Origin of the sequence: Mesorhizobium sp. M7A.F.Ca.MR.176.00.0.0 (assembly GCF_004023165.1) — a bacterium.
Taxonomy (GTDB): domain Bacteria; phylum Pseudomonadota; class Alphaproteobacteria; order Rhizobiales; family Rhizobiaceae; genus Mesorhizobium.
Window position 1 is genome coordinate 4,561 of sequence record NZ_RZTC01000053.1, and the last position, 12,442, is coordinate 17,002.

Genomic DNA, 12,442 nt, shown 5'->3' on the forward strand with positions numbered 1-12,442 from the left:
TCCCTGGCGCGCTCCGCGACGATGGCGCGGACATCGGCCTCGGCCGCCGCGATCGCCGCCGCCTCGTCGAGGAAATCGCGCACGGTTTCACCCGAGGCAAGACGAAACAGCCCTTCTATGGGCTGGCTGACCCGCGCCTCGGCCGAAACCCTGACCTGGCCGACGACGGCGCCGAGCGCGTTGGCGACATCGGTATCCCTGGGCACCACGCAGTCATTGCCGATCAGCGGCGGCAGCCCGGCATAATGCAGCGGCGCCGAGGCGCCGAGGCCGATGACCGGGCGGTCGAGCGCAACGCTCAGGCGGGCAATGCCGGGATGCGCGTCGACCGCGCGCTGCACCAGGGCGTGCGCCACCGTCGACGCGCCATCGAGCCCGTCCTCGGCAAAGGCGGTTTCGAGGATATATTCGGCCGACCAGCGCGTCAGCGTCACCAGCACCCGTTCCGAAATCGCATCCGGCGAAGCGGCGATGTTCTGGCCACGGCCGTCACGCTTGCGGGCGAACAGTTCGGCGCCGAGGCGCGCGGCGATGGGATCCCAGTTCGCCTGCTTGCCCAGCACGTGGGCAGCGTCCGACGGGGTGAAGCCGGCGACATGCACCAGCCCGCGCGACACCAGCCGGTTCAGCGTCGCGTTCTGCGCGTTCGAGGTCAAAAGCCTGTCGACGGCGAGCGGCACGGCACCAATCAGCTCGTAGAGCTTGGCTTCGGCGCCGGTCAGGCCGGCGGCGAGCCGATCCGGCACGCCGGTGCGCACCGCGAAGCGGCCGTCCATGCGGCCGGGATTGGGCGCCCGCAACTGGCGCTCGAGTTCCGATGTGACGGCGCTGCCATGCGCCATGCCGGCCAGCGCCAGCGGCACCAGGCGGCGCGGCCCGAGCAGGATCTTCGGGTTGAGCGCGCCATCTTCCAGCGCCACTTCGGAATCGCCGCCGAGGCCGAAGGTGCGCATGGCGACGGCCTCGACCATGGTGCGGAAGCCGCCGACGGTGGCGCCTTCCGGATCGAGCCTGGGACGGCCGCCGTCGAGCACGGCGACATCAGTGGTGGTGCCGCCTATGTCGGACACCACAGCATTGTCGAGCCCGGTCATGTGGCGGGCGCCGACCAGGCTGGCGGCCGGGCCGGACAGGATGGTCTCGATCGGCCGCTGGCGGGCAAAGGCGGCCGAAACCAGCGCGCCATCGCCGCGCACCACCATCAGCGGTGCCGCGATGCTGCGTTCTCCAAGAAAACCTTCGGTTGCCGCCACCAGCCGGTCGATCATCGAGATCAGCCTGGCGTTGAGCAAAGTGGTCAGCGCCCGGCGCGGGCCGCCGAGCTTGGCCGACAGCTCGTGGCTCGATGTGACCGGCAGGCCCGTCTTTTCGCGGATCAACTCGCGGGCGGCGATCTCATGCGCCGGGTTGCGGGTGGCAAAATAGGCGCAGACGGCAAAGCCGGACACCGAGGCGCCGAGTTCCGGCAGCATCGCTTCCAGCCCAGACAGGTCGAGCCTGGCGGCATTGCCGTGCACATCGTGACCGCCCGGACAAAAAACCACCGGATCGGTGCCGAGCGCGGCCTTCAGCCCGTCGCGGGCGAGGTCGCCCTCGGAAAAGCCGATCATCACCAGCGCGACGCGGCCGCCCTGCCCCTCAACCAGCGCATTGGTGGCAAGCGTCGTCGACATCGAGACCAGCTTGATATGAGCCGGATCGGTTCCGGCTTTCTGCAGCACCGCATCGACGGCACCGGAAATGCCCACGGCAAGATCATGCCTTGTGGTCAGCGCCTTGGCCTTGGCCAGCACCTTGCCCTTGTTCGGCCCTTCTTGCGGGCCTTCCGTTTCAGACCACAACACGGCATCGGTATAGGTGCCGCCGGTGTCGATCCCGAGGAACAGCGGCTTTGGCTTGGTCTTGGCGGTCATTTTTGGCGGCGGTCCGGGTGGCAATTTATTTGTCCCTGCCCTTAGCCGATACGGAGCGGGCGATAAAGCCGCGAGCGCTGGGCCACGGGTAATCTCCCCCCTCGAGGGGGAGATGTCGCCAAAGGCGACAGAGGGGGTCGGCACGACTGGATGCGACTTCATACGAGGCGAAAGAGGAAGCCAGCGCTCTACGCGAGATGACCCCCTCTGGCCTGCCGGCCATCCCCTCAAGGAGGGAGATCGCAGCTACCCCACAAACCCCACCTTCTTGTGCGTCCCATCGCAGAACGGTTTGTTGGCGGAATGGCCGCAGCGGCAGAGGAAGGCGCGTTGCGTACGGTCGACCGTATGGCCGGTTCCGGTGACGATCTCGAGATTGCCCTCAAGCTTGAGCGGGCCATTGGTGGTCGGCGTCACTTTCAGCGGACCATTCCTCGCTTCGAGCGCCAGCGTGTCCTTCAGCGGCGGCTCGCCAGTGGCGGCAAAACCGGATTTGTTGTGGCTGCCGTCGCAGAACGGCTTGTTCTCCGAAGCGCCGCAGCGGCAGAGCGTGGCACGATAAGAAGTCTCGCCGTCGAGCACGATCTCGGCGTGTACCGCCAGCGGGCCGTTTTCCCGCAGCCGCACCGTGTTGACCACCGGTGATTGCTCCTGCGGCCCGCCATCCTTCCTGACATAGGTGATGGCGCCCGACGGGCAGCTCTCGGCGATGGCGACGATCTTCTCGACGCTGGCCGCCTCGGGATGGATCCATTGGCCCGGCGCGTTGGGCACGAAGACATGCGGATCGCCGAGCACGCAGTTGCGCGAATGGATGCAGCGCTTGCCGGAAAACCCGACGTCGATCTTGTCGCTTTCGACCATGCCGGCCATAGCTGGGCTCCTTTTGCCTGAAGCACGTCGCGTCTGAACAGTTCGAGGCGGCGCGCGCTGGGTATTTGCACAGGCTATGGCTCCGGCCCGAAGACCGTCAAGCTGGCAAACCGGTCAGGGGACCAGCTCGATCTCCTCGGTCTCGCCGCCGCTACAGGTGTAGCAGCAATCCTCGCATTTTTCCGTGTTGCCGGGACCGACGCCCCAATAGGTGCCCTCGTCGCCATCGACCCAGGCGCCGTAGCAGATCGATTCGCCCGCGTTGCATGATATCGGCAGCTGCTTGGTCTCGCCGTCGTCGAGGAAATAGTCCTTGTCCTCGCCCGGCCAGACATAGTCGCGATCCTGGCTGTAGAGCTCGACGCGCATGGCGTTCGGGTGGCTGTTCTTGATGGCGAAGGTGACATCGTCGGCTTGCGCCGCCGACGCAACCAGCATGACGAAGGACAGCGCGGCCAGCATGCGGCGCGCATAGGCATGAAACATGATAACCCCCGAATAAGCGGCCCACCCGGCCGCGGGGCAACCATTGCATGCAGCGCTGAATCGCGGAAGTGGACCGGACGAAGCGATCCCTGACTTAATTTGGGTCCAACGACACTTCCGCGCTCTACGGCACCAGATCGATCGTCTCGGTCGAGTGTTCCACGCAGATGAAGCAGCAGGTGTCGCAGGGCTGGTCATTGTCCGGCCCAACGCCGGCCGAGAGGCTGTCGTTGCCGTCGGCCCAGGCGCCATAGCAGATTTGTTCGCCCTGATTGCAGGACAGCGGCACGGATTTCTGCGACTCGGGTTCGATCAGGAACACCTTGTCATTGCCCGGCCAGACCGTCTCACGGTCGCGGCTGAACAGTTCGACCGCGACCGCTTCCTTGCGCAGGTTCTTGACAAAGAAGGCCATCTCGGCGGCCTGCGCCGAGGTGGTGAAGAACAAGGCCGCAAGTGCAGCCATACGAAAGAGCGTCACCGTCGGACCTCGCGAATCAGGGCGGCAGAATCGCATGCCCGCCGGGAACTAGGAAGATACGGCACCCTCTGCCGCAATCTCGCGCCCCAGCCGCACCGTTTCCCGCACCAGCAGGTCGAGATCCTCGCGCCGTGTGCGATGATTGGTGATCGCCACGCGCAACCAGTGCTCGCCATGCACCGTGGTGTCCGAAAGGGCCGCAATGCCCTGTTCCTGCAGCCGCAGCATGACCTCCGTGTTGAGCGTCTTCAGAGCCTCGCCTGTCAGACCGGGCTGATAGCGGAAGCAGACGATGTTGACGGTCGGCGATGCCGCCAGCTGCAATTGTGGCGCGGCCTCGATCAAGCCGGCAAGATAGACAGCCTGGGCAATGTTCTGGTCGATCAGGCGGCCGAATTTCTCGACGCCGTGCTCCTTCAGCGCCATCCACACCTTCAGCGCGCGGAAACCGCGCGACGTCTGCAGGCCGTAGTCGTGCAGCCATTCGCCGGAAGCGAGGCCGCGCGGCGTCGATTCCAGATATTCCGGCGTCACAGCGAAGGTCCCGCGATGCGCGGCGGCATCCCTGACCAGGGCGCAGCCGACCTCAAATGGGGCGTGCAGCCATTTGTGCGGATCGAGCGCGACCGAATCCGCCCGTTCGATGCCGGCGACGCGATGCGCGTTTTCAGGCGCAATGGCGATCAGCGCGCCGATGCAGCCGTCGACATGGAACCAGAGGCCTTCCTCATGTGCCAGCTTCGCAAGCGCCTGCAAATCGTCGATCGCCCCGGTGTTGACGGTGCCGGCCGTACCGATGACGCAGGCCGGCTTGAACCCTGCTGCGCGGTCCTCAGTGATCGCCGCACGCAAGGCAGCGATATCGATGCGCAGCCCGCTATCGGTCGGGATGCGGCGCAGTGCCCGGTTGCCGAGGCCGAGTGCCTCCATCGCCTTGCGGTGGCACGAGTGTATCTGCTCCGAGCCGTAGAAGCGCAGCGGCTTCTCGATGGCAGCAACGCCATGCTCGCGCACGTCGATGCCGGCCTTGACGTTGCGCGCCACGGTCAGCCCTATGATGTTGGCCATCGAGCCGCCGCTGACCAGCGTGCCGCCGGCAGAAGCCGGAAAGCCCAGCATCTGCTTGCACCAGTTCACCACCTGGCTGTCCATCAGCCCGGCCGCGTGGTTGCCGCCGCCGAGGTTGGAGCCCTGGATGGCCGCCAGGAAATCGCCGAGCGCGCCGGTGAAGTTGCTCGACCCCATGTACCAGGACCAGAAGCGCGGATGGGTGTTGCCCATCGGATAGGACATCACCGTGCGCGAGACCTCGCCATAGACGGCGGCAAGCGGTGCCGGCGAACGCGGCAGCGGTGCCGCGAAGGCCTCTCTCACATCGGCCGGCATCTCCCGCCAGACCGGGCGGTCGCGCACATCGCGGAGATAATCGACCGCATCGTCGATGACGCGGTGCGACAGGGCCTGTACATCGGCCCAGTCCGGGGGATCGAGCGTTTCCTCGGCCACCAGGCCGAGGTTTTCTTGCATGGCGTCCATACCAGATCTCCCGTCAAGTCGCCGGGAACTGGCAGCCGGGCGTCGAGCGCGACAGGGCGGCCTCCTCGGCATCCATCTCGGCCTCGATGCCATCGAACAGCGGCGTCGACATGTAGCGCTCGCCGGTGTCGGGCAGCATGCACAGGATCACCGCCCCGGCCGGCGCCTTCTCCGCGACCTGCCGTGCCACGGCGAAGGTGGCGCCGCCGGAAATGCCGGTGAAGATGCCCTCTTTCCGCGCCAGTTCCCTGGCCCATTTGATGCCCTCGGGCCCGGCGATCGGCATCACCTCGTCATAGAGGCTAGTGTCGATCGCCTCCTGCAGCACGTTGGGGATGAAGTCCGGCGTCCAGCCCTGGATCGGGTGCGGCTCGAAGGCCGGATGGCTGGCGGCGGGCGCACCATCGGCGCCGCGCTGCTGGACCTTGCCGCTGCCGATGAGCTGCGCGTTGGCCGGCTCGGAGAGCACGATGCGGGTTTCCGGGCGCTCGCGGCGCAGCACGCGCGCCACGCCTACCACCGTGCCGCCGGTGCCATAGCCGGTGACGAAGCAATCTAGCCGCGAGCCGGCGAAATCATTGACGATCTCGCGCGCCGTCGTCGCCTCGTGGATGGCGGCATTGGCGGCCGTCTCGAACTGGCGGGCGAGGAACCAGCCATTGGCCTCGGCCAGTTCCACCGCCTTCTTGTACATGCCGAAACCTTTTTCGGCGCGCGGCGTCAGCACCACCTTGGCGCCCAGCATGCGCATCAGCTTGCGGCGCTCGACCGAAAAACTGTCGGCCATGGTGACGACCAGCGGATAGCCCTTCTGCGCGCAGACCATGGCGAGGCCAATGCCGGTGTTGCCGCTGGTCGCCTCGACAACTGTCTGGCCCGGCTTCAGCGCACCGCTGCGCTCGCCCTCCTCGATGATGTTGAGCGCCAGCCGGTCCTTCACCGAAGCACCGGGATTGAAGTACTCGGCCTTGACGTAGATCGTCGCGTGGGCCGGTCCGAGATTGTTGATGCGCACCACCGGCGTGTCGCCGACGGTATCGAGAATGCTGTCGAACAAGCGGCCGCGCCCGGCCGTGGTTCTGATCTTCTGCTGCTGCAACATCTTGGTCTCCTTGATTGTCATCGCGTTTTGTCTTCACGGGCCGGTTACAAACCGGCGGGTCGGGCGGCGAGGTTTGGTGACCTTGCCGCGCTAGGACTGACATGCCGCACAGCGGCAATGGCTGCATCCGGCGCTGAAATCCGCTGCCGGATGCGCCGTGTCGTGTTTGGTGATACAGGAGAGGCCGACAGGCCAGCGTGGGAGCAGGCGTGGAAACGCACGTGGAATCCAGCCGATCGAGGCCGGACGGCGACATGCCGGTCCTTTCCGTGCGCCTGCTCGGACCGCTGGCGATCTCCCGCAATGATGTGCCGGTTACGTTGCCGTCGTCGCGCAAACTGCGCGCTCTGTTGGCCTATCTGGCGCTGGCGCCGCATCCTGTCAGCCGCAGCCGTCTGTGCGAGCTGCTGTGGGACGTGCCGAACGATCCAAGGGGCGAGCTGCGCTGGTGCCTGAGCAAGCTGCGCGGCGCACTCGACGCGCCGGGCCGACACCGGGTCGTGACACAGGGCGACACGGTAGCACTCGATCTGAGCGATTGTCTGGTCGATGCGCTGGAGGTGAGCAAGGCCGCCTCGCAAGGGCTGGGCAGCCTTGATGTCGACCGCTTGCGGGCGCTGGCCAAACTGTTTGCCGGCGATTTTCTCGACGGGCTGGAGCTCGAGCGCAGCCCGCATTTCAACAGCTGGCTGATCGCGCAGCGCCGCCGCTTCAGCGCTTGCCATGCCGCCGTTCTGGGACGGCTTGTCGCAAGCCTGCCGGCGCATAGTGACGAGGCGATCGCCCATCTCGACACATGGGTGGAACTGGCGCCGTTCGACACGCGCGGACATCTGGCGCTGCTGTCCAATCTGGCCGGGCGCGGCGAGGCCGGCGCGGCAGAGCAGCACCTGGCTTCGGCGGAGCGATTGTTTCGGTCGGAGGAGCTCGATTTCGCACCGCTTCGCGCGGCTTGGCGGGCGATCCGTGAACAACGGCCCGGGTCCTCGCCACGGACACAGGCGGCCTGCCTGTCCACGCTATCGCCACTGGTGGCCACCACCGTACCCGGCCCGGTCGAGCCCAGCCACGCGTCGCTGGCGGTGATGCCGTTTGTCGAGGAGAGCGGCGGCACGCGCGGCGGATTGGCCGACGGTTTCACCCACGACATCATCACCCGCCTGGCCAAGCTCAGGGATTTCTTCGTCATCGCGCGCGGATCGGTGTTTGCGCTGGCAGAGCAGAACATCGCGCCCGAGGATGCCGGCCGCCGGCTGAATGTCGACTATGTCGCCACCGGCACGGTGCGCAGCCCGTCCGGCCGCCTCATCGTCGGCGTCGAACTGATCGAGGTGCGCAGCGCCAGGATCGTCTGGGCCGAGACCTTCGAGCGCAGGCCCGATGACATCTTTTCCGTGCTCGACGACATCGGCAACAGCATCGTCTCCTCGATCTCGGCCGAGATCGAAACCGTCGAGCGCAACCGCGCCATGCTGAAGGCGCCCAGCTCGCTCAACGCTTGGGAGACCTACCATCGCGGCCTCTGGCACATGTACCGCTTCACCCAGGCGGAAAACGAACAGGCGCGGCATTTCTTTGCCCAGGCCTTGCAGCTCGACCCGACCTTTGCCCGCGCCTATGCCGGCCTGTCCTTCACCCACTGGCAGAACGCCTTCCAGCGCTGGGGCGACCGCGACCGCGAAAGCGCGCTGGCCTTCGAGAGCGCCGGACACAGCCTGCTGGTCGACGACCACAATCCGGCCGCGCATTGGGCGATGGGCCGGGCGCTGTGGCTGCGCGGCGAGCAGGACGGCTCGCTGCTCGAACTCGAGCGGGCTGTCGATCTCAGCCCCAACTTCGCGCTTGGCCACTACGCGCTGTCCTTCGTGCATTCGCAGTCAGGCGACCCGCGAGCGGCGATAGGCTCTTCGGATCATTCGCGCCATCTCAGCCCGTTCGACCCGCTGCTGTTCGGCATGCTGGGCGCACGCGCCATGGCGCATGTCCGGCTCGGCCAGTTCGAGGAAGCGGCCGAATGGGCGCTGAAGGCGGCGGCGCGGCCCAACGCCCACGCCATCATACTGGCGATCGCCGCGCACTGCCTGGCGCTGGCCGGACGGCTCGACGAGGCGCGCGGCTTCGCCGCCGCCATTCGCAAGACAAGGCCGGACTATTGCGCCGACGATTTCATCGGCACCTTCCGCTTCGAGCCGGACGCCGTGGCGCTGTTCCGGCAGGGCGCCAGGCTTATCGGGCTGAACTGAAGCCTGGCATCGCCATCTCTGGGATCGCCTGGGAATTTCGCCTCAATTCCGCTGGGTTAACGAAGTCGGAAGGAGTTGTTTAACCGTTTGCAGCTATGTCACCGCGTGGGGGACCGACAAAGTGAGTATGATGAGCAACAGCCCCGACAAGCGCAATGAATGGCGCGCCATCTTTTACGTGCAAGCTCGCGTTGCCATCCTGTTTGTCCCGGTGGTTGCCAGCCTGCTGATCATAGCGGCGCTTGCCGGCAACGAACGCAAATCCGTTCCCAGCATGATCGACCCGACCGTCACCGGCTCCGTGCGGTAGACCGGCGGTCATCGGCTCTTCGAGATGCTGTCGGAGGCGGGCGCCTGGCGTGCGCTATCGGCGGTTTTCATTTGGCGCTAAAATCATCCGATGGCACTGAATGAGTGGGCCCGAACGATCAAGCGCGATGTGCATGCGCTCTACCTCGCCGCTCGCGATCCCCGAACGCCCTGGTACGCCAAGGCGCTTGCCGTGTGTGTTGCAAGCTATGCCTTGTCGCCAATCGACCTGATCCCCGATTTCATTCCGGTGATCGGCTATCTCGACGACGTCATCCTTGTCCCTTTGGGCGTCCTTGCCGTGGTCAGGATGATACCGCCCGAGGTGATGGCGGAACACAGAAAGACCGCCGCGCTGGCCGCCGACAGGCCGGTGAGCCGCTACGCGGCGGTGATCATTGTTTGTATCTGGACTGCCTCGGTCGTGCTGGCCGGGTGGCTGGGATATCTGTATTTCGCCGACTGACTGCCAGGCCGTTCAGCAGGGAGGCCGCCGCCAAGAAAGCCCGGACGGACCGCGCTTTTCCAGGGATTCCGTCGCCATCCGGCGACGCTCAAACAAAGCGCGGGATCGGGCCGTTCTGCGAGGTCACGTCGTCGCCGAGGTCGACAAACACCTCGTCGACATAGCACCATGCCCAGCCTTCCGGCGGATCGTAGCCCTCGATGATCGGATGCTTGGTGGCGTGAAAATGCCTGGTGGCGTGGCGGTTGGGCGAGTCGTCGCAGCAGCCGACATGGCCGCAGGTGCGGCAGAGCCGCAAATGCACCCATTGCGACCCGCTCTTCAGGCACTCCTCGCAGCCGAGCGCACTCGGCGTCACCTTCCTGATGTCGCGCGTATGCCTGCATTCATCCATCATGGTCTCCCTGCTGTTTCAGGTGCGTCCGCGCGCGCGAGATAGGCATGCAATGCCGCGACCACCTGGGCGCCTTCGCCGACAGCCGCCGCGACGCGTTTGACCGAACCGGAACGGACATCGCCGATGGCGAACACGCCGCTGCGGCTGGTCTCCATCTGCGCCGATCCCAGCTCCGATCCGGTGCGCACGAACCCCCTGGCGTCCAGCGCCACATCGCAATTCGCCAGCCAATCGGTGTTCGGGTCGGCGCCGATGAAGAGAAAGAGATGGCGGATCGGGCGCGTCGTTTCCGCGCCGCTGGCGCGGTCGCGCCATCGCACCGAGCCAAGATTGCCCTCTTCGCCGTCCAGCGCCTCGATTTCGGTCCCGGTCAGCACCTCGATGTTCGGCTGCGCCCGGATGCGTTCGACCAGGTAGCGCGACATGCTGGCATCGAGGCTGCCACCGCGCGCCAGCAGCGCCACTTTGCGCGCATGACTGGCCAAGTAGACAGCCGCCTGCCCGGCCGAATTGCCGGCGCCGACCAGCGCCACTTCCTGGTCCGCGCAAAGCCGGCCTTCGATGGGCGACGCCCAATAGTGCACGCACGTTCCCTCGAACCGCGCCAGATTGGCGATGTCGAGGCGGCGATAGCGCGCACCGCTGGCGATCACCACGCTGCGCGTCCGCACGGTCTCGCCGTCACCGACATCGAGCAGATAGCGGGCGCCTGACGCGTCGGTGGCGGCGCTCAAAAGCTTCGCCTCGTCCGGGATGACCATTTCGACGCCGAATTTCTGCGCCTGGTTGTAAGCGCGCGCCATCAGCGCCATGCCGGTGATGCCGGTGGGGAAACCGAGATAGTTCTCGATGCGCGAGGAGGCACCGGCCTGTCCGCCGAAAGCACGGCAATCAAGCACGATCGTCGACAGCCCTTCGGATGCCGCATAGACCGCCGCCGCCAGCCCTGCCGGGCCGGCGCCGACGATGGCCACGTCATACACCGTCTCGGCATCGATCGGCCGCAGCAGGCCGATGCAGCGGGCGAGGTCCTTTTCGCCGGGGTTCATCAGCAGCCTGCCGTTTGGACAGAGCACGATCGGCAGGTGGTGCGGATCGACCTCGAAGCGTTCGACCAGGGTTTTGGCGCAGGGATCGCTGCCGGAATCGAGCACGCGGTGCGGTTGGCCGCTGCGGGCGAGGAAACCCTGCAGCCGCAACACGTCGGCATTGTCCTGGGGTCCGATGATGATCGGCCCGCTGGTGGCGCTCTCCAAAAGCCCGACGCGGCGCAGGATCAGCGCCCGCATGATGCGCTCGCCGAGATTGGCCTCCTGCACCATCAGGTCGCGCAGCCGCTGCGAGGCGATGACGAACGCCTCCACCGGTTCGGCGGCCTGCGCATTGACCAGCGAGGGACGGGCCGAAAGCTGCGCCAGCTCGCCGACAAAGCTGCCCGGACCATGCGTGACGATCGTCTCGCGCCGGCCGAGCCCGCCGTCCTGGGTGATGTCCACGCTGCCCGACAGCACGACGATCAGACCGGGCGCCACATCGCCTGCTTCGATGATGTGCTCGCCAGCGGCATAGGCGCTGGCCTCGCCGAACCGGCGCATGCGGTCGATATCCACCTCGGCCAGCGTGGGGAACGCCTGGTCGCGGCGGGCACCGAATATCTGGGTGGTGGATTGAGCCATGGTTTTGAGCGTAGCGAAGCGGGCGCGGAGTTTGAAGCGGTTTGTGAGGGGACTGGCCGGAAGGGGAGGTTGGCGGCAAAGAAAAAGCCCGGGCGAGCCGGGCTTTTTCTCTAAGTTTCTGAACCGGCGAATGGTTCGAAACGGGAATTTGGTGCCCAGAAGAGGACTCGAACCTCCACTCCTTGCGGAACACGGACCTGAACCGTGCGCGTCTACCAATTCCGCCATCTGGGCTGGTGCGGGCTCATGTAAGCGGGCAAGCGATTGCTGTCAACGCGCTTTTTTCGCAGGTGCTCCGTTCGCCGGCTCAGTCGTCCAGCACTTCCTTCGAAGCGACGGTGGAATCGGCGTTGAGCTGGTAGATGACCGGCACGCCGGTGCCGAGTTCCAGCTTGACGATCTCCTCGCCCGACTTGCCGTCGAGCGCCATGATAAGCGCGCGCAGCGAGTTACCGTGCGCGGCGACCAGCACGGTGCCGCCGCGCAGCACATGCGGCTGCAGGTCGTGCAGGTAATAGGGCCAGACGCGGGCGCCGGTGTCCTTGAGGCTTTCGCCGGCCGGCGGCGGCACGTCGTAGGAGCGGCGCCAGACATGCACCTGCTCCTCACCCCATTTCTTGCGGGCGTCGTCCTTGTTGAGGCCGGTGAGGTCGCCATAGTCGCGCTCGTTGAGTGCCTGGTCGCGGGTGGTCTTCAGATCGCTCTGGCCGACCGCGTCGAGAATGTGCTGGCAGGTCTTTTGCGCCCGGATCAGCGCCGAGGTGAATGCGATGTCGAATTTCAGGCCGCGCGCCTTGAGTTTTTGCCCCGCGGACTTGGCCTCGGCGTGGCCCTGCTCGGTCAGGTCGACGTCGCGCCAGCCGGTGAACAGGTTCTTCAAATTCCATTCGCTCTGGCCGTGGCGCACGAGCACGAGGGTTCTCGACATGTTTGCTCCCTTCAGGTTGGCAGATTGGCCGC

Annotated in this window: 12 protein-coding genes and 1 tRNA gene; 3 read left to right on the forward strand and 10 right to left on the reverse strand. The window is 66.1% G+C overall.

Features of this window, described 5'->3' with window-relative positions:
* The 6 genes from EOB59_RS18655 to cysK all read right to left on the reverse strand — a co-directional run.
* A partial coding sequence (locus EOB59_RS18655; RefSeq protein ID WP_245486670.1) for a hydantoinase/oxoprolinase family protein occupies nt 1-1,913 on the reverse strand: 1,913 nt, incomplete at its 3' end.
* 246 nt (nt 1,914-2,159) lie between these two features.
* Nucleotides 2,160-2,786 (reverse strand): CDGSH iron-sulfur domain-containing protein, encoded by a 627-nt coding sequence (locus tag EOB59_RS18660; RefSeq protein ID WP_127268750.1) that lies wholly within the window; start codon nt 2,784-2,786, stop codon nt 2,160-2,162.
* A gap of 114 nt (nt 2,787-2,900) precedes the next feature.
* Entirely contained in the window at nt 2,901-3,272 is a 372-nt protein-coding gene (locus EOB59_RS18665) for a hypothetical protein (protein WP_027040247.1), read from the reverse strand.
* Between the two features lie 124 nt (nt 3,273-3,396).
* Nucleotides 3,397-3,753, reverse strand: a complete 357-nt coding sequence (locus EOB59_RS18670; protein WP_128288955.1) for a hypothetical protein — start codon at nt 3,751-3,753, stop codon at nt 3,397-3,399.
* Between the two features lie 48 nt (nt 3,754-3,801).
* Nucleotides 3,802-5,289: an aspartate aminotransferase family protein gene (locus EOB59_RS18675; protein WP_128288956.1), complete on the reverse strand. Its 1,488-nt coding sequence runs from the start codon at nt 5,287-5,289 to the stop codon at nt 3,802-3,804.
* Nucleotides 5,290-5,302: 13 nt separating this feature from the next.
* A complete protein-coding gene (gene cysK, locus EOB59_RS18680; RefSeq protein ID WP_127268753.1) occupies nt 5,303-6,391 on the reverse strand; it encodes a cysteine synthase A in 1,089 nt (362 codons plus the stop codon).
* A gap of 254 nt (nt 6,392-6,645) precedes the next feature.
* Here cysK and EOB59_RS18685 point away from each other — a divergent pair, with 254 nt between their 5' ends.
* The 3 genes from EOB59_RS18685 (at nt 6,646) to EOB59_RS18695 (ending at nt 9,409) form a co-directional block, all read left to right on the forward strand.
* Entirely contained in the window at nt 6,646-8,634 is a 1,989-nt protein-coding gene (locus EOB59_RS18685) for a transcriptional regulator (protein WP_128288957.1), read from the forward strand.
* A 127-nt stretch (nt 8,635-8,761) separates the two neighbouring features.
* A complete protein-coding gene (locus EOB59_RS18690; RefSeq protein WP_013528612.1) occupies nt 8,762-8,944 on the forward strand; it encodes a hypothetical protein in 183 nt (60 codons plus the stop codon).
* 90 nt (nt 8,945-9,034) lie between these two features.
* On the forward strand, nt 9,035-9,409 hold the full coding sequence (locus EOB59_RS18695) for a YkvA family protein (RefSeq protein ID WP_128288958.1): 375 nt from the start codon (nt 9,035-9,037) through the stop codon (nt 9,407-9,409).
* A gap of 88 nt (nt 9,410-9,497) precedes the next feature.
* Here the strand turns inward: EOB59_RS18695 and EOB59_RS18700 are convergent, their stop codons facing one another.
* The 4 genes from EOB59_RS18700 to EOB59_RS18715 form a co-directional block, all read right to left on the reverse strand.
* Nucleotides 9,498-9,806, reverse strand: a complete 309-nt coding sequence (locus EOB59_RS18700; RefSeq protein WP_164895685.1) for a UBP-type zinc finger domain-containing protein — start codon at nt 9,804-9,806, stop codon at nt 9,498-9,500.
* The gene (locus EOB59_RS18705) at nt 9,803-11,482 is read right to left on the reverse strand and encodes a cyclic nucleotide-binding domain-containing thioredoxin-disulfide reductase (RefSeq protein ID WP_128288959.1); all 1,680 of its coding nucleotides are present in this window, start codon (nt 11,480-11,482) and stop codon (nt 9,803-9,805) included. The genes EOB59_RS18700 and EOB59_RS18705 overlap by 4 nt, the downstream gene beginning before the upstream one ends.
* 149 nt (nt 11,483-11,631) lie before the next feature.
* A tRNA-Leu gene (locus EOB59_RS18710) sits at nt 11,632-11,716 on the reverse strand.
* Between the two features lie 73 nt (nt 11,717-11,789).
* A complete protein-coding gene (locus EOB59_RS18715; protein ID WP_128288960.1) occupies nt 11,790-12,410 on the reverse strand; it encodes a 2,3-bisphosphoglycerate-dependent phosphoglycerate mutase in 621 nt (206 codons plus the stop codon).
* Nucleotides 12,411-12,442 lie beyond the last annotated feature (32 nt).

Excerpts from the sequence above, each read along its gene's own strand:
- EOB59_RS18660 (WP_127268750.1), bottom strand. The coding sequence starts at position 2,786 with ATGGCCGGCATGGTCGAAAGCGACAAGATCGACGTCGGGTTTTCCGGC.
- EOB59_RS18665 (WP_027040247.1), bottom strand. The coding sequence starts at position 3,272 with ATGTTTCATGCCTATGCGCGCCGCATGCTGGCCGCGCTGTCCTTCGTC.
- EOB59_RS18675 (WP_128288956.1), bottom strand. The coding sequence starts at position 5,289 with ATGGACGCCATGCAAGAAAACCTCGGCCTGGTGGCCGAGGAAACGCTC.
- cysK (WP_127268753.1), bottom strand. The coding sequence starts at position 6,391 with ATGTTGCAGCAGCAGAAGATCAGAACCACGGCCGGGCGCGGCCGCTTG.
- EOB59_RS18685 (WP_128288957.1), top strand. The coding sequence starts at position 6,646 with ATGCCGGTCCTTTCCGTGCGCCTGCTCGGACCGCTGGCGATCTCCCGC.
- EOB59_RS18690 (WP_013528612.1), top strand. The coding sequence starts at position 8,762 with ATGATGAGCAACAGCCCCGACAAGCGCAATGAATGGCGCGCCATCTTT.
- EOB59_RS18695 (WP_128288958.1), top strand. The coding sequence starts at position 9,035 with ATGGCACTGAATGAGTGGGCCCGAACGATCAAGCGCGATGTGCATGCG.
- EOB59_RS18700 (WP_164895685.1), bottom strand. The coding sequence starts at position 9,806 with ATGATGGATGAATGCAGGCATACGCGCGACATCAGGAAGGTGACGCCG.
- EOB59_RS18705 (WP_128288959.1), bottom strand. The coding sequence starts at position 11,482 with ATGGCTCAATCCACCACCCAGATATTCGGTGCCCGCCGCGACCAGGCG.
- EOB59_RS18715 (WP_128288960.1), bottom strand. The coding sequence starts at position 12,410 with ATGTCGAGAACCCTCGTGCTCGTGCGCCACGGCCAGAGCGAATGGAAT.